Below are 20,662 nucleotides of genomic sequence, written 5' to 3'. Positions count from 1 at the left end.
GTGAACAAAAGAAAAAAAGCTGTAAGACCTAAGCAGATTTGTGCAGGATTTTTAAACTATATAAACTATTTAAAATTGAAAGGAATGGGTCAGGTATGAAAGATAATATGAGAAGAATGAAAAAAAGAATAGGCGCTTTGTGTCTGGCATTAGGACTTGCTGCCAGTACTATGTTTTCACCAGCTACTGCTTTTGCAGCAACAGCCAGCTATCCGGAGACACAGTTAGATGGAAAGTTAAGTACATTTCATCAGGGTGCCGCCAATGATTGCGGAGCAGTTTCAGCAATTCAGGCATTAGACAACAGCAGATATGGAAGAAAAATTTTCAGAAAAATGATTACAGATAATTACAATGGTACCTATACACTTAATTTTGGCGGTGGAAGAGAAACAGTGACGGAGTATGATGTTGATAATGCATACATAGAAGGTGATCTTGATGCCAGAGTAATAGAGGCTGGTTTACAAAAGGCCATGAATGTTTATAATGGTTGTTTTGCATGTGATGTATTCACAAGAATGACAGGATTCAGACAAAGAACCTACTGGTCTTCAAATAAAACTATGATCATGAATGCGATGGCTGCAAAATGCCAGAACGGAGAGGGAATTACAGCAGCCTGCGATTTTAATATAGCAGATCCAAGCAAAGGAATTATCGGGGATGGCGGACATTCTTATTCCATAAGGAGTGTAAATAAAGACACTGTGGTAGTAATAAATCCGTGGGATACTTCTATTCTAATCAGCATGCCAAGAAGTCAGTTTGAGAGATCCATAAGGTATATGACATATGTAGACGATGCGGCAAAGAATGTTGTGGTTTATTGGGAATAAATCAGTGTGGAAATACTTCCTTTGTTGACATATTAAGAAAGATAGGTATAAAATATAATTAGATATTTTTTTAATTTTGAGCAGTTTGTTTTGTCATGCCCATGATTTTTTAATTCTTAAACCCGAGCATAATTTAGGAGGGATCATGAGAAATTTGTCAAATAGTGAAAAGAAAAGATTGTTGGTTTTTGCAATAGTAATTTCTTTCTTTCCGCCGGCATTACATATCAACGAGAGGAATATCGAACATGTATATAGTTTGGGGTTCCCGGATATATTTATTACTCTGCATGGACATATTTCTGAATTTCCTGCTGGGCTGGGAATTAATCCAATTCAGTTTTTGGGTAATGTAGGTGTGAACTGGATTATTTTGTGTATCTTAGTTAAAGTATTTCGGAAGTTAGTTTTATATTTAAGACACAAAAAAGATAGTGTGGATCGTTAATTTTGATGCTTTTTTTATTAAACATTTACTTTTGATAAGGACAGCCAAAACTAAATTTTGGCTGTCTTCGTTATAATAATCGTTCTGCAAATCATTTTATAGGAACGAATGAAAATAAGGTTTAAGTATGTGGAGATGATAACATGCAAATAATCATTGTGCTTTTTATAATTATATTTATAACTCTTTTTTTGATCATCAATAAAAAGTTGAAATTTAAAAGAATACAAAATATTAAGGACGAGATAAATAATTCTTTTGGAAAAAAATCTGCGAATCAGCTTTTTGAGAAAGAATTGATTGAGAAATATTGGAAAAATAAATCAATAAAAAGAACTGGTAATAATAAAATTGATGATGTTACCTGGTATGATTTGGAAATGGATCAAGTTTACTGTATAATAAATAATTGTAAATCATTTGCAGGAGACCAGATTTTATATTCGATTTTACATGAGATTAAAATTAATGACAAAGACAATGCTGAAATAGAAAGAAAAATTAATTATTTCCAGTCTGAATCAATAGACAGGAATGAAATTTGGTATATTATATCTGGAATAGGAAAGAATCGTGATAGTTATTATCTGCCTGATTATATAAAAAACTTAAAAACATTTAGAATAGCTCATATTGAATATTATCATTTTATGAGATTACTTTTGCTATTATCATTTTTACCAGCAATTGTATCCGTGAATTATATATTTCTTTTATTTCCATTTTTTATAGCTTTAATAAATATTGTGATATATTCGTTTCAAAAAAGCAGATATGAATTATATCTAAATATGCTTAGCAGCGTTCTTAAAATTCTAATAGCGGCAAAACGTATTGTTGATTCTCCCTTTTTGAAATATGAAAAAAATTTTAATGATTTAAGTGATAAAATAGCCATATTTCGCCCATTATTATTAAAAATTAGCAAATTGCAGCATCGTTCTCCCTCCAGTTTGTCTGGGGATGCAATGACATTATTAGAATCTATGACTTTTGGTATTACATTATGGGATTTGATCCAATATGATAAAGTAATATGCCAATTGATAAACTATCAGGAAGAATTAATAGCATTATATAGAGTAATTGGTGAAATAGATTCAGCAATTTCTATTGCTTCATTTAGAAAAACGCTTCCATTTTATTGTACTCCAATTTTCTGCAATAGTAATGAAATTATAGCAGAAGAACTATATCACCCGATCGTAGAAAATCCAATTAATAATTCCATAGTAATAAATAAAGGGTGTATGATTACAGGTTCGAATGCCTCTGGTAAATCCACCTTTATAAAGGGGCTGGCTATCAATGCAATATTGGCTCAAAGTATTTTTACGTGTCTTGCTAAAAAATTTGTTATGCCTCATTCTGCAATTATTACCTCAATGGCTGTTCGCGACGAAGTATCAACAGGAGATAGTTATTATATAAAAGAGATTAAATATATAAAGAGGATTGTGGACGCATTAAATGAAAAAAGACCGGTTCTCTGCATTATTGATGAAATTTTACGAGGAACCAATACAGCAGAGCGGATTGCTGCTTCTATAGCGATTTTAAAATATTTATCTGAAAAAAATTGCATTACAGTAGTGGCTACTCACGATATAGAGTTAACGGAATTAATGAAAAGAAAATATGAAAACTATCACTTCACTGAGCGTATAAGTGATAATAAAATAATATTTGAATATAAAATTCATAAGGGACCTGCTGTTTCGAAAAATGCTATTAAATTATTAGAGTGTATGGAATTTCCCAAAGAGATAACAGAGGAAGCTGAGAGAATACTGCAGATTAATAATGAAGACTTTATGGAAGAAGATGCTGCGTTTTTAGTTGACCCAATGAATATTATCCCTGGGAAAAAGGAATTAATTGATTCTAGTGTAACTTTTATTGATGAGAACGGGAGAATAACCCGCCGTGAATATCCGCATAGAGGACAGCCAGACAACTGAGTCTGGCTGTCCTATTATTATACTGTCATTAATGTGTTATGATCCGGAAGCCATTTTATAGATTTCCAGAACATCCTGCCAATACAGCTTTTTCAACCCGCCTAACGGGTGTTCCACGCCGTAGGCCTCTCCGGTTGATTTTTTAGCCATCAGCTCTAAATTGGTACTGTCAATTCCCAGTTCCTCAAGGGTTGTGGGAAGTCCCATTTTTACAAAGAACTGGGACAGGCGGTTGATTCCTTCCAGTACTATGGCGTCAGGATCACGGAAGCTTCCTTCCACGCCCATGACATTGACGGCAAACTGGACAAACATGTTAATATTTGTTTTATAAACATATTTCATCCAGGCGGGAGTGAGAACTGCCAGTCCGGCGCCGTGAGCCACATCGTAGATGGCACTCAGCTCATGCTCCATGCCATGACATGCCCAGTCCTGCCTCCGGCCCAGTCCCAGTAAATCGTTGTGGGCTATGGTGCCGCCCAGTCCCACCTGACACCAGGCATCGTAGTTTTGGGGATCCCTGGATACCAGAAGAGCATGTTTCATTATTGATTTTAATGTGGTTTCACAAAGACCATCTGTCAGATCTGTATGCAGTGTATTGGTAAAATAACGCTCAAATATATGGCTCATCATGTCAGCCACGCCGTTGGCTATCTGGTTTTTCGGGAGAGTAAAGAAAAATTCCGGATTCATGACACTTAAGACCGGACGGACCAGATTGCTTCCGTATCCCAGCTTCATCTGCTTTTCTTCATTGGTAATAACGGTGCTGTTGCTGGATTCGCTGCCAGCAGCCGGAATTGTCAGAATCGTAGCAACCGGCAGAGCAGCAGTAATCGCTTTTCCCTGCTCATAAACATCCCATACATCGCCATCATAACAGACGCCGATGGCAATGGCCTTTGCAGAGTCAATGACACTGCCGCCGCCAACTGCCAGAATTAAGTCTACACCCTGGTCTTTGCATAATTTTATGCCCTCATAAACTAGCGACAGGCGGGGATTTGGAACAACTCCTCCCAACTCCACAAATTCAATTCCGCTTTCCTTTAACGAATGGACGACTGTATCAAAAAGACCATTCTTTTTGATCCGCTCCCCGCTGTAATGCAAGAGTACCTTTTTAGCATAAGGAGCCAGAAGGTTTCCGATTTCCTTATGGGTATCCTTTCCAAAGCAGATACGGGTGGGAATGTGAAAATCAAAATTTAACATAGTAATACCCCTCTCTTATATATTATTTTAGAAATCTGTGGTGTCCGGGTTGGTGGCGTATCCGCAGCAGCCCTTTAAGTCTGCTATTATGGATACATCTTCCTCTGAAAGTTCAAAATCAAATACATGGGCATTTTCCTCGATCCGCTCTTTTGTAACGGATTTAGGCAATGGAAGGAAGCCCATCTGCAGGCTCCATCTGATACAAATCTGTGCAATGGATTTTCCGTATTTTTCTGACAGTGCTATCATCTGTGGAACTTCAAAGATTTTGCCGGATCCAAGGGGACTGTAAGCTTCTGCCAGAATGTTCTGTTCTCTTAAGTAGGAGACCAGTTCATCCTGGGTATCGCCAGGGCAGAGCCTGATCTGGTTTACCATGGGAGCAACGTTTGCTGTTTTCATCAGCTCCTCTAAGTGATGGCGGCGGAAATTGCTGACGCCGATGGAACGGATGCGTCCTGCCTCATACAGTTCTTCAAATGCCTTCCAGGTGCCTGCGTTTGCCGCCTGCCATTCATGACGGGACTTAATGGGGTTGGGCCAGTGGATTAAGTATAAGTCTAAGTAATCCAGATTTAGGTTTTTCATGGTTGTTTCAAAGGCATTTAATGTTTCCTGGTATCCGTGCTCTCCGTTTTGAAGTTTGCTGGTTACAAATATTTCTTCCCTTGGGATGCCGCTTTCCTTTATTCCGGTTCCAACGCTCTCCTCATTGTAATAGAGCGCCGCAGTATCGATGTGTCGGTAACCTGCTTTAAGGGCCTGCTTTACTGCATTAACCGCTGTTTCGCCGTTTGGTGCTTTCCAGGTGCCGAAGCCGACGCATGGAATTTTAACACCATTTGAAAGTATATAGTTGTCTGATAATGATTTCATTAGGTTCCTCCTTTATTCATTTTGCTTGATCAAAGGACCAAACTACTGTATAGTAAATATTGTAAACCTTAACGTTAACTTTAAGTCAAGAGACAGATGAAAAATCTGCAGGAACAGGATAAAAATGAATTATACAATCAAGCAGGTATCAGAAAAAACAAATTTAAAGCCTCATGTACTCCGGTATTATGAGCGGGAAGGGCTTCTTCCATTCGTAAACAGGAGTGACAGCGGAATCCGCCGTTATTCGGATGAGGACTTAGAGTGGCTCTCCCTGATCTGCTGTCTGAAAAACACGGGTATGGCGATCAGACAGATACGGGAATTTGTGGAGCTGAGCGTACAGGGAAAAGACACTCTGAAGGAACGCTGCGCCATGTTGATCGAACACAAAAAGGATGTGGAGGAACAGATTGCCGGTATGCAGAAGTATTTATGTAAGGTGGACCATAAAATTAAGTATTTCACAGAACAGTATGAGAAATATATAACTGACAGTGGTGAGAACGGAGAAGACAGTCATGTACCGGATTAAGATTGAAGATATGGATTTAGGGCAGATTGCCCAGTCCGGGCAGTGCTTCCGCATGAAAGAGCAGGAACATGGTATCTGGTCTGTTGCAGCAGGCGGGGAATACATAGAAGCAGTAAAAGAAGGGGAGGAATTTATTTTCTCCTGCGATAAGCCGGAGTTTCAATTAATATGGTCCTCTTATTTTGATCTGGAAGAAGATTACGGGGGATATAAAAAACGGGTGCCGTCTGAGGATACTTACTTAAGGGAAGCCATCCGGTGTGGATGGGGCGTCAGGATTCTCCGACAGGATTTCTGGGAGATGCTGATCACATTTTTGATTTCCCAGAATAATAACATTCCGCGTATAAAGGGCAGTGTGGCGGGACTCTGTGAGAGGTTTGGTTCGGAAAAGACGGGAAGAGGACTGATGCTGTCGGCTTCCGGATCATGGGAAGAGACTACGTGCAGTTATTACACCTTTCCATCGCCGGAATCCATTGCCATCGCCGGTCTTTCCGGTCTTTCTGGTCTGGGGCTTGGATACAGGGACAAGTATCTTCTTTCCATAGCAGAGCACTGCAGCGGACCGGAGGGGGAGAAGTGGATGTCCGGTTTAAAGGAAGCGGATTATGAAACTGCTCATACCATGCTGCAAAAGCAATACGGAATTGGCAAAAAGGTGGCAGATTGTGTCTGCCTTTTTGGGCTGCATCACGTTGGTGCCTTCCCTGTGGATACCCATGTGAAGCAGATTCTTACCGCCCATTATCCCAATGGTTTTCCCCTTAAAAGATATGAAGACTGCGCAGGTATTCTGCAGCAATATATGTTTTACCATAAGATCAACCGGCTGGCGGCCGAGTGAATTTTCAATCTTTCAGGCACAGTCTGGGACGCAGTAAGTCTCTAAACTGTGCCTGTCTTTTCTTATGTCGAAATAATTCATACTTTTATCACACAATAAACAAATTTAAATCACACAATTTTCACAATTCCATTCTACCCTAAGTAAGGACACGATTACGTGAATTAGAACAGGAGGAGAGAGAGTTGATTGAAGTCAAAAACCTGGTAAAAGATTACGGCGGGCATCTGGCTGTGGATCATTTAAACTTTACCATTCAGGATGGTAAGATCTATGGTTTTCTTGGACCTAACGGCGCTGGAAAGTCCACCACAATGAATATCATAACCGGTTACATAGGTGCGACCGAGGGTGATGTCTGGATTAACGGTCATAATATTTTAGAAGATCCGGAGGAAGCAAAAAAATGCATTGGATATCTGCCGGAGCTTCCGCCTCTTTATGTGGATATGACAGTAAAAGAGCAGCTGGATTTTGCAGCTGAATTAAAGAAAATACCGAAAAAGAACAAGGAAGAAGAAATTCTGAAAGTAATGAAGCTGGCGAAGCTTGAAGATGTAAGCGGACGTCTGATACGAAATCTCTCAAAAGGCTACAGACAGAGAGTCGGACTCGCTCAGGCAGTTTTAGGCTTCCCTCCGGTTATTATTTTAGATGAGCCAACTGTTGGTCTGGATCCCAAACAGATTATTGAAATTCGTGATACCATAAGGGAACTGGGGCAGAACCATACCGTTATTTTAAGCTCCCACATTTTATCCGAGGTCAGCGCAGTCTGCGACCATGTGCTGATCATAGACAGGGGACGTCTGATTGCCAGCGATTCACCGGAAAACTTAGAGCGGCAGATGGCGGACGCTTCCGGAATGGAACTGCTGATAAAGGGAGAAGAGAAACAGATCCGTGAGATACTTGACACTCTGCCCCAGGCAGCTGATGTGATCGTTGTGGACAGCGGGGAAGAACTGGTGAAGAAGGTAACATTCCGAATGAACGCTGCGGAAGAAGAGACGGATATCCGGGAAGCCATCTTTTTTGCTTTTGCAGACCAGAGACTGCCCATTCTTTCCATGCATGTAAGCCGGGCGTCGTTAGAAGAGGTATTCCTGGAACTGACTGCTGAAGCGGAAGCAGAGTCCGGGAACAACAAAGAAGGGATCCAGGAAGAGCCTGAAGTGCAGGCTGAAATCGAAACAGAAGATACAGATACAGAAACAGAAGATACAGAGACAGAAACAGAAGATACAGATACAGAAACAGATGGAAAGGAGGAACTGTAATGGCTGCTATTTATAGAAGAGAGCTGAAATCGTACTTCCAGTCCATGACCGGATATGTTTTCATTGCTTTTGTAGTGCTGTTTATCGGCATTTACTTTATGGCATATAACATGATGAGCGGTTATCCGTATTTTTCCTATACACTTTCCGGAATGGTAACGATTATCATGATTGGTATTCCGGTTCTTACCATGAGAAGCTTTGCAGATGACAGAAAGACCAAGACCGATCAGCTGCTGCTGACAGCTCCGGTTTCTGTGGGGAAAATAGTGGTAGGGAAATATCTTTCCATGGTAACCGTATTTGCAGTACCGGTTGTTCTGTCTGGCCTTTGCCCGCTGATCATTAAAATGAACGGTACCGCTCATTTAAAAGCAGATTATGCGGCCATTCTTGCATTTTTCCTGCTGGGCTGTGTTTACATTGCCATAGGAATGTTTATTTCATCTCTGACAGAAAGTCAGATTATTGCGGCTGTAGGAACCTTTGGAATGATTCTGCTGTTGATTTTATGGCCCAATCTTGTGGGATTTTTACCGACTACTGCACTGGGTTCTCTCATTGGATTTGTCCTGCTTTGGTCGATAGCTGTATTTATTGTTCAACGGGTCACCAGTCACAACGGACTTGCGTTTATTCTGGAGGCAGCGGGAATTATCGTTATGGCAGGATTGTACTTAATCAGGAGAGGTCTGTTTGACCGCGCACTGACCAGCGTAATGGAGAAGGTTGCAATCGCCGGTGTATTCCAGAACTTTGCGGAACATTATATCTTTGATGCAGGTGGTCTGGTTTCCTATATCAGCATTATATTCCTGTTGGTATTCTTGACTGTGCAGTCCATAGAGAAACGCAGATGGAGTTAGGAGGGTGGAAATGACCAGAAAATTAAAAAAAGGCGGCTATACGGCAATACTTTCCGTTATTGTCATAGCTGCTGTTATTATACTGAATATGATTGTGGGGCGTCTCCCGGAAAAGGTACGGCAATGGGATATGAGCAGCAGCCAGATCTACTCCCTGGGAAAGACCACCACGGACCTGGTAAAAGGACTTGATAAGGATGTTACAATCTATGTAGTGGGAGACCCCTCTAAGATAGACAAACGGATCACAAGCTTTGTTAACCGCTATGATGATTTATCCAGTCATATCAAGGTAGAGACAGTGGACTCCGTGCTTCATCCCGAACAAGTGAAAAAGCTGAATGCAACAGACAGCACTCTGCTTGTAAACTGTGAGACCACCAATAAAACCCAGTCTATCCCATTTACGGATATCATTAAAATAGATCAATCCTCTTATTATTATTACGGACAGACAAAAGAAACTGAATTTGATGGTGAAGGACAGCTGACAGGTGCCATTTCCCATGTGACCAGTGATGTTTCCAAAACCATCTATACAACAGAAGGACATCAAGAAGCAGCCTTTGGGGGCACCGTATCCGATATGCTGAAAAAATCCAATTTAACAGTCAATAGCATCAATCTTTTAAAAGATGGTAAAATTCCGGATGATTGTGAGCTTCTTCTGATTAATGCTCCGGAATCAGATCTGGCCAATGATGAGAAGACCATGCTTACTGATTATTTAGACAAGGGCGGTCACGTATTGATTCTGGCCGGCTATTCTGAGAAGGAACGTCCCAACTTAACTGCTGTGATCAGTGCATATGGACTTAACCTGGAAAATGGAATGGCTGCAGATACCAAGAACTTTTATCAGAATAACCCTTACTACATTTTCCCGACGATTGAAACTGGCAGCGAAGTGACAAACGGCGTGGATACAAGGAGTGCAGCACTGGTTCTTCAGTCAGCTGCAATGACTAAGACTGAAAATGTACCGGAAGGGATCACGGTTACTCCGTTTATGCAGACCAGTGACGGAGGAATGCTGGTAACGGAGGAGGCCCAGAAGAAAGGTACCTATATTCTGGGAGCTGTTTCAGAAAAGAAACTGGATACTGGTTCTTCCCGCCTCACTGTTTTTTCAACTCCTACACTGATTGATGAAAATTTAAATACCAGTTTTACCAACTTAACCAATCTGACCCTGTTTATGAATGCGGTTACCTCTAATTTTAAAGATGTTGCCAATGTCTCCATACCATCAAAGAGTCTGGAAGTTACGTATAATACTGTGACCCACGGCGGTATGTGGGGGATATTGTTTATTTTTGTTATTCCGGCAGCAGCTCTTTGCTGCGGACTTATAATCTGGTTCAAGCGCAGACGTCTGTAAAAGGAGGCAGGATGATGAAGAAAAAAAACGGCCTGATATACGGAGCTGCCGCGCTGGCAGTGCTTTGTGCAGTGTATGTAGGAGTCGGCCAGTATATGGACCACTCTCAGAAAAATACGGAAAAAGAAAAAGAGGCATCCAGAGTTTATATCACCGACTTTTCTGATGTACAGTCAGTTTCTTACGATCTGGACGGAAAACAGCTTTCCTTTACAAAAAAAGACGGTACATGGAACTATGACCAGGATGATAAATTCCCGGTAAAGCAGGCAAAGCTTGACGCAATTGCTTCCACTGTATCAAAACTGGAAGCAGTCAGAAAACTGGATGGAGGCGATGGATTTGCGGCATACGGTCTGGATCATCCCATCCGTTCCATTGCAGTAACCGCAGCAGACAGTAAAACGTCTGTGATCCTTCTGGGAAATGCAACGGAGGACGGAGATTACTACGCCGCAATCCAGGGAGAGGATACCCCTTATCTCATCAGCTCTTCCCTGTATACGGAAACGGACAGCAAGCTTTATGACCTCATGGCTCTGGAAGAGTTCCCTGCTATTGCAGGAACCGATATCACAGACATAACTGTAACAAAGGGAGAGGACAGCAGACATTATGTAAAGAAGAAGTCAGATGATGAGAAAGATACCATTGAGTGGTATAAAGACTCTGCGGACTCACAGGAGAATAAGGTGGAGGATAATTCCCCCTTAAATGTGCTGGCTGATTCACTCAGCAGTCTGAAGGTAAAGAGCTGTCCAAATTATAATGTACAGGATTCCCAGTTAAAGGAATACGGCCTCGACCAGCCTTCTGCCGTTATTACCTATACTTATAACAAGAATGGAAAAGATGAGACCTTCACACTGGCAGTGGGAAGCTTGAATCAGGATTCCAGCTGTTATTATACGAGAACTGAAAATTCCGTATTTATTAATGAAATAGAAAAAGCTTCTATTGACAAGTGTCTTACGGTCGATAAAGGAATATAAAACGCTAAAATGCAAATCCTGCACTGCCGGTCCGACTGGAAATTATCCCATGGACCGGCAGGCAGGTTTTTTCTTTTATAACTCTGATTTATGGTATCAATTCCTTTCTCATATATGTTTTCCAGTAAAAATATTTTATTTTAGTTGAAAAATCCTGACAAATGTTCTATTATGAGAAGAAATATATCAGCAGATTACAGTGACACAGAGGGAGAGTACAAATGAACTATAACATTGCAGTAATCCCTGGCGACGGGATAGGACCTGAAATCATTGGAGAGGCGAGAAAGATATTAAATAAGGTTGGTGCATTGTATCACCACCAGTTTACGTATACAGAAGTCCTGATGGGAGGAATCTCCATTGATACTTACGGCGTCCCATTAACGGACGAAGCATTAGAAACAGCAAAAAAAAGTGACTCCGTTCTCCTGGGAGCAGTTGGGGGAGATGTAGGAAATTCAAAATGGTACGATGTGGCACCGAATCTGAGACCTGAAGCGGGGCTGCTGGCCATCCGCAAAGGTCTCAATTTATTCGCTAATATCCGTCCTGCCTATCTTTATAAAGAACTGGCTGATGCATGTCCCTTGAAAAAGGAGATCATCGGAGACGGCTTTGATATGGTCATTATGCGGGAACTGACCGGCGGACTCTACTTTGGAGACCGATGCACCAAAGAGGTGGACGGAGTGATGACTGCCGTGGATACTCTTACTTACAATGAAAATGAGATCCGCAGAATTGCAGTTAAGGCATTTGATATTGCAATGAAGCGGAAAAAGCGGGTGGTCAGCGTAGATAAAGCCAATGTATTAGATTCCTCCAGACTTTGGAGAAAAGTGGTGGAAGAGGTGGCAAAAGATTATCCGGAAGTGACGTTAAGCCACATGCTGGTTGACAACTGTGCCATGCAGCTGGTGATGAATCCAGGACAGTTTGACGTAATTCTAACGGAGAACATGTTTGGAGATATCCTGTCCGATGAAGCAAGCATGATTACCGGGTCCATTGGAATGCTCTCCTCAGCCAGCATGAATGAAAGCAAATTTGGCATGTATGAACCAAGCCACGGTTCTGCTCCTGATATAGCAGGGAAGAATATTGCAAACCCCATAGCAACCATTCTCTCCGCAGCCATGATGCTCCGGTATTCCTTTGATCTGGATAAGGAAGCAGATGCAGTGGAAGCAGCAGTGGAGATGGTTTTAAAAGAAGGGTTCCGGACCGGAGATATCTTCTCGGAAGGAATGGAAAAGGTGTCCACAACCAGGATGGGTGATTTAATCGCAGAACGCGTGGTTTAGCTCTGCGGTTTCTCTACAATTCAGAACATGAAAATTGCCGGAAGCGGATAAAATATTTGATTTTATACGCTCCCGGATTTCCATATAATCAGAAAGTTATGAAAAAAGTAAAGGAGTGTGCAGCAGATGAAAAGTGATTCAGTAAAAAAAGGTATGCAGCAGGCACCTCACCGTTCCCTTTTTAACGCGTTGGGAATGACTGAGGAAGAGATGGAAAGGCCTTTAATTGGTATTGTCAGTTCCTATAATGAAATCGTCCCCGGCCATATGAATCTGGATAAAATCGTCGATGCCGTCAAAATGGGAGTTGCCATGGCAGGCGGAACACCAGTTATGGTTCCGGCCATCGCAGTCTGTGACGGAATTGCAATGGGACATATTGGTATGAAGTATTCACTGGTCACAAGGGATCTGGTTGCAGATTCCACGGAATGTCTTGCAAGAGCCCATGCCTTTGATGCTCTGGTTATGGTACCCAATTGTGATAAGAATGTTCCCGGACTTTTGATGGCAGCAGCGCGCATTAACATACCTACGGTGTTCGTCAGTGGCGGACCTATGTTAGCTGGACGTGTGCAGGGACACAAAACCAGCCTTTCCAGCATGTTTGAGGCGGTAGGAGCCTATACGGCGGGAAAGATGACGGAAGAGGATGTAAAGGAATACGAGCAGAAAGCATGTCCCACCTGCGGCTCCTGTTCCGGTATGTATACGGCAAACAGCATGAACTGTTTAACTGAAGTTCTTGGAATGGGATTAAAAGGCAACGGAACCATACCAGCTGTTTACTCTGAACGGCTGAAGCTGGCAAAACATGCGGGAATGGCAGTTATGGAGCTGTTAAAGAAGAATATCTGTCCCCGTGATATCATGACTGAGAAAGCATTCCGGAATGCTCTTACCATGGATATGGCTCTGGGATGCAGCACAAACAGCATGCTTCACCTTCCTGCCATTGCCCACGAAGCAGGCGTGGACTTAAATCTGGAGATTGCCAATGAGATCAGCGCAAAGACGCCCAACCTCTGCCATCTTGCTCCGGCAGGCCCTACTTATATAGAAGATTTAAATGAAGCCGGAGGCATCTATGCTGTAATGAATGAGATAAACAAGCTTGGACTTCTTGAACTGGACTGCATTACAGCAACTGGAAAAACAGTGGGAGATAATATCAAAGGATGTGTAAATAAAGATCCGCAGGTAATTCGTCCGGTGGAAGATCCCTATAGCAAAACCGGTGGAATCGCCATATTAAAAGGTAATTTAGCACCGGACAGCGCAGTTGTAAAACGTTCTGCAGTAGCTCCGGAGATGTTAAAGCACGAAGGACCTGCCAGAGTCTTTGACTGTGAAGAGGATGCCATTGATGCCATCAAAGGCGGAAAAATCGTGGCAGGAGATGTGGTGGTCATCCGTTATGAGGGACCTAAGGGTGGACCTGGAATGAGGGAGATGTTAAATCCTACCTCCGCCATTGCGGGAATGGGACTTGGCTCCACAGTGGCGCTCATCACAGACGGCAGGTTCAGCGGAGCCTCCAGAGGAGCTTCCATCGGTCATGCATGTCCGGAAGCAGCAGTGGGAGGTCCCATTGCACTGGTTGAAGAAGGGGATATCATTTCCATTGATATTGACAATCACAGACTGGATGTAAAGGTATCAGACGAAGAGATGGCAGCAAGGAAGGAAAAATGGCAGCCAAGAAAACCAGCAGTTACTTCCGGATATCTGGCAAGATATGCGGCAATGGCAGCCCCGGCAAGCCGTGGGGCGATCCTGGAAATATAAAGAAAAGGAGCAGCTTATGAAGACATTAACTGGAGCAGAGATTGTAATCGAGTGCCTGAAGGAACAGGGCGTGGATACCGTTTTTGGATATCCGGGCGGCACCATTTTAAATATATATGATGCCCTTTATAAGCATCAGGATGAGATCAACCATATTCTTACCTCCCATGAACAGGGAGCTGCCCATGCAGCGGACGGTTATGCAAGAGCAACCGGAAAAGTAGGAGTATGTCTGGCAACCTCAGGTCCGGGGGCAACCAACTTAGTAACAGGAATTGCAACTGCTTTCATGGATTCCGTACCCATGGTAGCCATCACCTGCAACGTAGCGGTGGGACTCCTTGGCAGAGACAGTTTTCAGGAGATCGATATCGCCGGCGTGACCATGCCCATCACAAAATATAATTTTATTGTAAAAGACATTAAAAAACTGGCAGATACCATACGCAGAGCATTTAAAATCGCCCAGACCGGAAGACCTGGTCCTGTGCTCATCGATATTACAAAGGACGTAACAGCCAGTAAGTATGATTATGAGCAGGTGGAACCCGAGCCAATTGTCCGTCAGGAAGATACCATACTGGAAGAGGATTTGGAGCAGGCGCTGCACCTGATCCGCAAATCACAAAAACCCTATATTTTTGTAGGCGGAGGTGCTGTCATCGCCAATGCTTCTGAGGAACTTGCGTCCTTTGCCCATAAGATTCAGGCCCCTGTTGCAGACAGTCTGATGGGAAAGGGAGCCTTTGACGGAACCGATGAACTCTATACCGGAATGGTAGGTATGCACGGAACAAAGACCTCCAATCTGGGAATTACAGAGTGTGACCTTTTAATCGTGGTAGGTGCCAGATTCAGTGACCGTGTGACCGGCAATGCTTCCCGCTTTGCCAGAAATGCAAAGATTCTGCATTTCGATGTGGATCCGGCGGAGATCAGTAAAAACGTGAAGGCTTATGCCAGCGTAATCGGAGATGTAAAATCCATTTTAAGAAAGTTAAATGCAAGGCTGGACCCCATCAATCACGAGGAGTGGGTTGCCCATATTGACCGTATGAAGGATATGTATCCCATGCGCTATGAAAAGAGCATATTGACCGGACCTTATATCATTGAAAAGATATATGAAGTGACAAAAGGCGATGCAATCATCACCACAGAGGTAGGTCAGCATCAGATGTGGGCGGCACAGTTTTATCAGTATAAAAAGCCCAGAAGCTTTATCACTTCAGGAGGACTTGGCACCATGGGCTACGGTCTTGGCGCTTCTCTTGGAGCAAAGATGGGATGTAAGGATAAGACTGTTATCAATGTGGCAGGAGACGGCTGCTTCCGTATGAATCTAAACGAGATTGCCACAGCCACCCGCTATAATATTCCCATAATACAGGTTGTATTAAACAACCATGTGCTGGGCATGGTCCGCCAGTGGCAGACCCTGTTCTATGGCAAGAGGTATTCACATACAGTTCTTAATGACCAGGTTGATTTTGTAAAGATAGCAGAAGGAATGGGGGCAAAGGCTTACCGGGTTACCGGGAAGGAAGAATTTGAAGAAGTCTTAAAAGAAGCCATTGCCCTCAACGTTCCTGTTGTTATAGACTGTCAGATTCACTGCGATGATAAGGTATTCCCCATGGTTTCGCCGGGAGCGCCCATTGAAGATGTATTTGACGCAGAAGATTTAAAGATTTAACATCAGTAAGGAAAGGGATCGAAATCCCGAATTTGAGGAGGAAGAGATATGAGCAGAGTGTACAATTTTTCTGCAGGACCTGCGGTTCTGCCGGAAGAAGTCTTAAAAGAAGCAGCAGAGGAGATGTTGGATTATAAGGGTACCGGAATGTCGGTAATGGAGATGAGTCACCGGTCCAAAGCTTATGAAACCATCATCAATGAAGCAGAGGCTGATTTAAGAGACTTACTGGCAATTCCGGATAACTATAAGGTGCTGTTTTTACAGGGAGGAGCATCCCAGCAGTTTGCCATGGTTCCCATGAATTTATTTAAAAATGGGGTTGGAGATTATATCATCACCGGGCAATGGGCAAAGAAAGCATACCAGGAAGCAAAGCTTTATGGAACCTCCAATGCGATTGCTTCCAGTGCGGATAAGACCTTCAGTTATATACCGGATATTTCCGATCTCCCTGTCTCAGACGATGCGGATTACGTATATATCTGTGAAAACAACACCATATACGGAACAAAATATAAAACACTGCCTGACACCAAAGGGAAAATACTGGTAGCAGATCTCTCCTCCTGCTTTTTATCGGAACCTGTTGATGTGAGTAAGTATGGTATTATATTTGCCGGAGCCCAGAAGAATGTGGGACCTGCGGGCGTTGTTATTGTGATCATCCGGGAAGATTTAATCCGGGAGGATGTTTTAAAAGAAACGCCTACCATGCTTCGTTATAAAACTCATGCGGATGCCAAATCCCTTTATAATACACCTCCTGCTTATGGAATCTATGTCTGCGGCAAGGTATTTAAGTGGTTAAAGAACTTAGGCGGACTGGAAGCCATGAAGAAGCTGAACGAGAAAAAAGCAGGAATTCTTTATGATTTTCTGGATCAGAGCAAGATGTTTCACGGTACCGTTGAAAAGAAGGACCGTTCTCTTATGAACGTACCGTTTGTCACAGGTGATGAAGAACTGGATGCCTTATTTGTGAAGGAATCAAAAGCAGCAGGTTTTGAGAATTTAAAAGGTCACAGAACCGTAGGCGGAATGCGCGCCAGTATTTATAATGCCATGCCGTACGAAGGCGTGGAAAAGCTGGTTTCCTTCATGAAGGATTTTGAAGAAAAACACACGAGACAGGCAGACTGAAAGGAGATTAGAAGATGAAAAAGATTCATTGCCTTAATGCAATTTCTGCATATGGAACCGCACTGTTAACAGAAGATTATGAGCTTACCAAACAGATGGAAGAAGCAGATGGCGTGCTTGTCAGAAGTGCTTCTATGCATGAGATGAAGTTCCCTGACGGTCTTCTTGCAATAGCAAGAGCCGGAGCTGGTGTCAATAACATTCCCTTAGAAGCATGCGCTGCGGAAGGAATCGTCGTATTTAATACACCCGGAGCCAATGCAAACGGAGTAAAGGAGCTGGTAATAGCCGGACTGATGCTGGCTTCCCGTGATATCGAAGGAGGTATCCGCTGGTGTAAGGATAATCAGGCGGATGAAAATATAGCCAAATCTGCAGAAAAAGCAAAAAGTTCCTTTGCCGGCTGTGAGATCCGGGGTAAAAAGCTGGGAGTCATCGGCCTTGGTGCAATCGGAACTGAGGTTGCCAATGCCTGCTCCTCTCTTGGAATGGAGGTATACGGATATGATCCCTTTATTTCCGTGAATGCAGCCTGGAGACTCTCAAGAAATGTAAAGCATATCACCTCTGTGGAAACGATTTATAAGGAATGCGACTACATTACCCTTCATGTGCCCTTAGTGGATACAACAAAGGGAATGATTAATAAAGCAGCCTTTGACAATATGAAGGAGGGAACAGTAATTCTTAACTTCGCAAGAGACATTCTGGTAAATGAAGAGGATATGGCCGAGGCATTAAAGTCTGGTAAGATTAAAAAATATGTGACTGATTTCCCAAACCCCACTTCCGTACATATGGAAGGTGCCATTGTAATTCCTCATCTGGGTGCTTCCACAGAAGAATCTGAGGACAACTGTGCGAAGATGGCAGTGAAGGAGATTATGGACTACATAGACAATGGAAATATACACAATTCCGTGAATTTCCCGGCTTGTGACATGGGAATCTGCAGCGCCGCAAGCAGGATTGCAGTTCTGCATTTAAATATTCCGAATATGATCGGGCAGATTACAGGAACTCTGGCAGCGGGCAATGTGAATATCTCCGATATGACCAATAAGAGCCGTGACAAGTATGCATATACACTCATTGATTTGGAGTCTGCACCAGATTCTGTAAGCATTCAGAAGCTGAATGCCATTAAAGGCGTGGTACGGGTCAGAGTAATCAAATAAGGGAGATATTATGGCAATAGTAAAACCATTTCAATGTGTAAGACCGAATAAGGAAGAGGCCCGTCTGGTGGCGGCTCTTCCTTACGATGTATATAACCGGAAGGAAGCCTGTCAGGTGACTGCTGGGAATCCGAAATCTTTCCTGAATATTGACCGTCCGGAAACACAGTTTCCCCAGGAGGTGAATATTTATGATGACCGGGTCTATGAAAAGGCTGCGAACATGCTGAAGGAATGGATGAAGGATGGTACCTTTGTTCAGGATGATGCGAAAGCCTACTATATCTATGAGCTGATTATGGATGGAAGAGGCCAGACAGGAATAGTGGCCTGCTCATCTGTCGATGATTACTTAAATGGTGTGATTAAAAAGCATGAAAATACCAGAGAGGAGAAGGAGCTGGACCGGATCCGCCATGTGGATACCACAGATGCCCAGACCGGCCCCATCTTTCTGGCATACCGTTCCAGAGAGGTAATCAACCGGCTGGTAGAAGAAAAAAAGAAAGACGTTCCCCTCTATGATTTTACTGCAGATGACGGGATCAGCCACAAGGTATGGAGGATTGCCGATCCGGAAACAGTCCGTCTGATCGAAGAGCATTTTTTAAGTATTCCTGTCACTTATATTGCTGACGGGCACCACCGGGCGGCTTCTGCTGTAAAGGTAGGCATAAAGAGGAGGAAGGAAAATCCGGACAATACAGGAGAAGAGGAGTATCAGTACTTTTTGTCCGTACTTTTTCCTGATGATCAGCTGATGATTCTGCCTTATAACCGTGTGGTAAAGGATTTAAACGGATTATCCAGGGAAGAGTTCCTTTCTAAGCTATCTGAGGGCTTTACAGTTACTGCTGTAGGAGAGAATGCCTTTGGACCGTCTGAAAAGGGAAGCTTTGGGATGTATTTCAATAAGACCTGGTATTGCCTGAAGGCGAAGGAAGCTTTAAAAACTGATGATCCGGTCAAGGGACTTGATGTATCAATTCTGCAGGACAATCTCTTAGGTCCCATACTGGGAATCGAAGATCCGAGAATTGATAAGAGGATTGATTTTATCGGAGGAATCCGTGGATTAAAGGAATTGGAGAAACGGTGTGAAGAAGATATGACAGTGGCTTTTTCCATGTATCCCACTTCCATTGGAGAGCTGTTCGCTGTAGCGGATGCCGGTCTTTTAATGCCCCCTAAATCTACCTGGTTTGAGCCAAAGTTAAGAAGCGGGCTGTTCATTCATATGCTGAAATAAAAAGCGCCGTTCCCGGAGCCTTTATGGCTGAGGGGACGGCGTTTCACTTTCTGATTTCAAATTCATCTGCTCTTTCCGGTATTCCTCATAAATTTCAAGAAGCTGCTGGCGTTTTACAACGCCTGTCTTTTGATAGATGTTATGAACATGGGTTTTCGCTGTACCTATGGAGATATATAAATCATCACTGATTTCCTGATTCGTTTTATCTAAAAGCAAAACTTTAAAAATTTCCCGCTCACGGACCGTTAAATGATACGTCTCACAAAAATGAAGCAGAATGCTTTCTTCAATATCAGAGGGCAGATTTGTGTGGGTATGACTCATTACGGAGTCTACAATTGTATTATTCCGCAGAGAAGTTTTTAAATAATACATCAGGTAACCTGCAGAGAATACAGCGTAAGTAAGGTATAATACATCCGATGTGTAGCTTCTGTTATTCATGTTAATATAGTATTTGGAGTAAACATCAAAATGAAAAATAACAATCGTATCTTCGGCTATGACACAGATATTCATAATCACTGTGAAATAAAAAAGCCGTTTGCACCAGCGGTAGAAAGAATTCTGATAAAATTCAGGGTTCTTTTTTATTGCCCATAAAACTTCCGCGCCGATGTATGCATTGAAGAGCTGGCTGGGCAGGTAATAAAGCCAGATCTTCCATGCACTGTTTTCTAATATGGGGACAAAAAACATGAAAATCACATAAAATGCAAGAATCGTATAATCGTGCAGTGACACTTGTTTGTTGATCAGTGTCTTGAAAATAATCAGATAGCCAAGAGACAGGATTAAATAAATTAATGTTTTATGAGTCGGTACGATCATAAATATCCGATCATATTGTTCCGAAAAATTCTGAAATAGTTCTGAAGTAAAAATCACGATATCATCAATGATGATTGCCCCGAAAATAATTCCAATCCAAAGCAGAATTTTATCCTTTCCATTCATAAACAGAAAGAAAGACATCCACAGAACTCCGGAATAGACAATGATTAAAACCAGATTGTAGAGAAAGATAATGCCTTTTGCCATGTGTACCT

Annotated in this window: 18 protein-coding genes; 15 read left to right on the top strand and 3 right to left on the bottom strand. The window is 42.6% G+C overall.

All coding sequences use genetic code 11. The features are described from left to right. Positions 1-95: 95 nt before the first annotated feature. The 3 genes from CRO04_RS01590 (at position 96) to CRO04_RS01580 (ending at position 3,248) form a co-directional block, all read left to right on the top strand. Entirely contained in the window at positions 96-839 is a 744-nt protein-coding gene (locus CRO04_RS01590) for a hypothetical protein (RefSeq protein ID WP_242974307.1), read from the top strand. Between the two features lie 145 nt (positions 840-984). Beyond that, on the top strand, positions 985-1,287 hold the full coding sequence (locus CRO04_RS01585) for a hypothetical protein (RefSeq protein WP_097002475.1): 303 nt from the start codon (positions 985-987) through the stop codon (positions 1,285-1,287). Positions 1,288-1,430: 143 nt separating this feature from the next. After that, positions 1,431-3,248 (top strand): MutS-related protein, encoded by a 1,818-nt coding sequence (locus CRO04_RS01580; protein ID WP_097002474.1) that lies wholly within the window; start codon positions 1,431-1,433, stop codon positions 3,246-3,248. 36 nt (positions 3,249-3,284) lie between these two features. Here the strand turns inward: CRO04_RS01580 and CRO04_RS01575 are convergent, their stop codons facing one another. Beyond that, positions 3,285-4,469, bottom strand: a complete 1,185-nt coding sequence (locus CRO04_RS01575; protein WP_097002473.1) for an iron-containing alcohol dehydrogenase — start codon at positions 4,467-4,469, stop codon at positions 3,285-3,287. A 27-nt stretch (positions 4,470-4,496) separates the two neighbouring features. Then, positions 4,497-5,348, bottom strand: coding sequence for an aldo/keto reductase (locus CRO04_RS01570; protein WP_097002472.1), 852 nt, complete (start codon positions 5,346-5,348; stop codon positions 4,497-4,499). Between the two features lie 124 nt (positions 5,349-5,472). Here CRO04_RS01570 and CRO04_RS01565 point away from each other — a divergent pair, with 124 nt between their 5' ends. The 12 genes from CRO04_RS01565 to CRO04_RS01510 all read left to right on the top strand — a co-directional run bounded on the left by CRO04_RS01565 (position 5,473) and on the right by CRO04_RS01510 (position 19,610). Beyond that, positions 5,473-5,883: a MerR family transcriptional regulator gene (locus CRO04_RS01565; protein ID WP_097002471.1), complete on the top strand. Its 411-nt coding sequence runs from the start codon at positions 5,473-5,475 to the stop codon at positions 5,881-5,883. Then, the gene (locus CRO04_RS01560) at positions 5,870-6,730 is read left to right on the top strand and encodes a DNA glycosylase (protein ID WP_097002470.1); all 861 of its coding nucleotides are present in this window, start codon (positions 5,870-5,872) and stop codon (positions 6,728-6,730) included. Before CRO04_RS01565 ends, CRO04_RS01560 begins: the two co-directional genes overlap by 14 nt. Before the next feature lie 185 nt (positions 6,731-6,915). Beyond that, the gene (locus CRO04_RS01555; RefSeq protein ID WP_097002469.1) at positions 6,916-8,010 is read left to right on the top strand and encodes an ABC transporter ATP-binding protein; all 1,095 of its coding nucleotides are present in this window, start codon (positions 6,916-6,918) and stop codon (positions 8,008-8,010) included. Beyond that, the gene (locus tag CRO04_RS01550; RefSeq protein ID WP_097002468.1) at positions 8,010-8,876 is read left to right on the top strand and encodes an ABC transporter permease; all 867 of its coding nucleotides are present in this window, start codon (positions 8,010-8,012) and stop codon (positions 8,874-8,876) included. Before CRO04_RS01555 ends, CRO04_RS01550 begins: the two co-directional genes overlap by 1 nt. A 10-nt stretch (positions 8,877-8,886) precedes the next feature. Further along, positions 8,887-10,257, top strand: coding sequence for a Gldg family protein (locus CRO04_RS01545; protein ID WP_097002467.1), 1,371 nt, complete (start codon positions 8,887-8,889; stop codon positions 10,255-10,257). A gap of 11 nt (positions 10,258-10,268) precedes the next feature. Then, positions 10,269-11,249: a DUF4340 domain-containing protein gene (locus CRO04_RS01540; RefSeq protein WP_242974306.1), complete on the top strand. Its 981-nt coding sequence runs from the start codon at positions 10,269-10,271 to the stop codon at positions 11,247-11,249. 221 nt (positions 11,250-11,470) lie between these two features. Further along, positions 11,471-12,556 (top strand): 3-isopropylmalate dehydrogenase, encoded by a 1,086-nt coding sequence (gene leuB / locus CRO04_RS01535; RefSeq protein ID WP_097002465.1) that lies wholly within the window; start codon positions 11,471-11,473, stop codon positions 12,554-12,556. A 126-nt stretch (positions 12,557-12,682) separates the two neighbouring features. Then, positions 12,683-14,344 carry a dihydroxy-acid dehydratase gene (ilvD, locus tag CRO04_RS01530; RefSeq protein ID WP_097002464.1) on the top strand — a complete coding sequence of 554 codons (1,662 nt, stop codon included), beginning with the start codon at positions 12,683-12,685 and terminating at the stop codon, positions 14,342-14,344. 16 nt (positions 14,345-14,360) lie between these two features. Continuing rightward, on the top strand, positions 14,361-16,040 hold the full coding sequence (gene ilvB / locus CRO04_RS01525) for a biosynthetic-type acetolactate synthase large subunit (RefSeq protein WP_097002463.1): 1,680 nt from the start codon (positions 14,361-14,363) through the stop codon (positions 16,038-16,040). Positions 16,041-16,088: 48 nt separating this feature from the next. After that, positions 16,089-17,183, top strand: coding sequence for a 3-phosphoserine/phosphohydroxythreonine transaminase (gene serC, locus CRO04_RS01520; protein ID WP_097002462.1), 1,095 nt, complete (start codon positions 16,089-16,091; stop codon positions 17,181-17,183). A gap of 14 nt (positions 17,184-17,197) precedes the next feature. Continuing rightward, positions 17,198-18,361: a phosphoglycerate dehydrogenase gene (locus tag CRO04_RS01515; RefSeq protein WP_097002461.1), complete on the top strand. Its 1,164-nt coding sequence runs from the start codon at positions 17,198-17,200 to the stop codon at positions 18,359-18,361. A gap of 10 nt (positions 18,362-18,371) precedes the next feature. Further along, complete coding sequence (locus tag CRO04_RS01510) at positions 18,372-19,610, top strand: DUF1015 domain-containing protein (protein WP_097002460.1); 1,239 nt, start codon at positions 18,372-18,374, stop codon at positions 19,608-19,610. Between the two features lie 21 nt (positions 19,611-19,631). Here CRO04_RS01510 and CRO04_RS01505 read toward each other — a convergent pair whose 3' ends face one another. Continuing rightward, on the bottom strand, positions 19,632-20,654 hold the full coding sequence (locus tag CRO04_RS01505) for a LuxR C-terminal-related transcriptional regulator (protein ID WP_097002459.1): 1,023 nt from the start codon (positions 20,652-20,654) through the stop codon (positions 19,632-19,634). Between the last annotated feature and the right edge of the window lie 8 nt (positions 20,655-20,662).

Origin of the sequence: Lacrimispora amygdalina (assembly GCF_900205965.1) — a bacterium.
Classification (GTDB): domain Bacteria; phylum Bacillota; class Clostridia; order Lachnospirales; family Lachnospiraceae; genus Lacrimispora; species Lacrimispora amygdalina_A.
Note: the sequence above shows the minus strand (reverse complement) of the source record. Positions and strands in the feature narration are given on the sequence as shown.

What these genes read in the sequence shown, in the direction of transcription:
- CRO04_RS01590 (WP_242974307.1), top strand. Translation starts at nt 96, where the DNA reads ATGAAAGATAATATGAGAAGAATGAAAAAAAGAATAGGCGCTTTGTGT.
- CRO04_RS01540 (WP_242974306.1), top strand. Translation starts at nt 10,269, where the DNA reads ATGATGAAGAAAAAAAACGGCCTGATATACGGAGCTGCCGCGCTGGCA.
- CRO04_RS01545 (WP_097002467.1), top strand. Translation starts at nt 8,887, where the DNA reads ATGACCAGAAAATTAAAAAAAGGCGGCTATACGGCAATACTTTCCGTT.
- CRO04_RS01515 (WP_097002461.1), top strand. Translation starts at nt 17,198, where the DNA reads ATGAAAAAGATTCATTGCCTTAATGCAATTTCTGCATATGGAACCGCA.
- CRO04_RS01570 (WP_097002472.1), bottom strand. Translation starts at nt 5,348, where the DNA reads ATGAAATCATTATCAGACAACTATATACTTTCAAATGGTGTTAAAATT.
- CRO04_RS01575 (WP_097002473.1), bottom strand. Translation starts at nt 4,469, where the DNA reads ATGTTAAATTTTGATTTTCACATTCCCACCCGTATCTGCTTTGGAAAG.
- CRO04_RS01580 (WP_097002474.1), top strand. Translation starts at nt 1,431, where the DNA reads ATGCAAATAATCATTGTGCTTTTTATAATTATATTTATAACTCTTTTT.
- ilvB (WP_097002463.1), top strand. Translation starts at nt 14,361, where the DNA reads ATGAAGACATTAACTGGAGCAGAGATTGTAATCGAGTGCCTGAAGGAA.
- CRO04_RS01560 (WP_097002470.1), top strand. Translation starts at nt 5,870, where the DNA reads ATGTACCGGATTAAGATTGAAGATATGGATTTAGGGCAGATTGCCCAG.
- CRO04_RS01510 (WP_097002460.1), top strand. Translation starts at nt 18,372, where the DNA reads ATGGCAATAGTAAAACCATTTCAATGTGTAAGACCGAATAAGGAAGAG.
- ilvD (WP_097002464.1), top strand. Translation starts at nt 12,683, where the DNA reads ATGAAAAGTGATTCAGTAAAAAAAGGTATGCAGCAGGCACCTCACCGT.
- CRO04_RS01505 (WP_097002459.1), bottom strand. Translation starts at nt 20,654, where the DNA reads ATGGCAAAAGGCATTATCTTTCTCTACAATCTGGTTTTAATCATTGTC.
- CRO04_RS01585 (WP_097002475.1), top strand. Translation starts at nt 985, where the DNA reads ATGAGAAATTTGTCAAATAGTGAAAAGAAAAGATTGTTGGTTTTTGCA.
- serC (WP_097002462.1), top strand. Translation starts at nt 16,089, where the DNA reads ATGAGCAGAGTGTACAATTTTTCTGCAGGACCTGCGGTTCTGCCGGAA.
- CRO04_RS01565 (WP_097002471.1), top strand. Translation starts at nt 5,473, where the DNA reads ATGAATTATACAATCAAGCAGGTATCAGAAAAAACAAATTTAAAGCCT.
- leuB (WP_097002465.1), top strand. Translation starts at nt 11,471, where the DNA reads ATGAACTATAACATTGCAGTAATCCCTGGCGACGGGATAGGACCTGAA.
- CRO04_RS01550 (WP_097002468.1), top strand. Translation starts at nt 8,010, where the DNA reads ATGGCTGCTATTTATAGAAGAGAGCTGAAATCGTACTTCCAGTCCATG.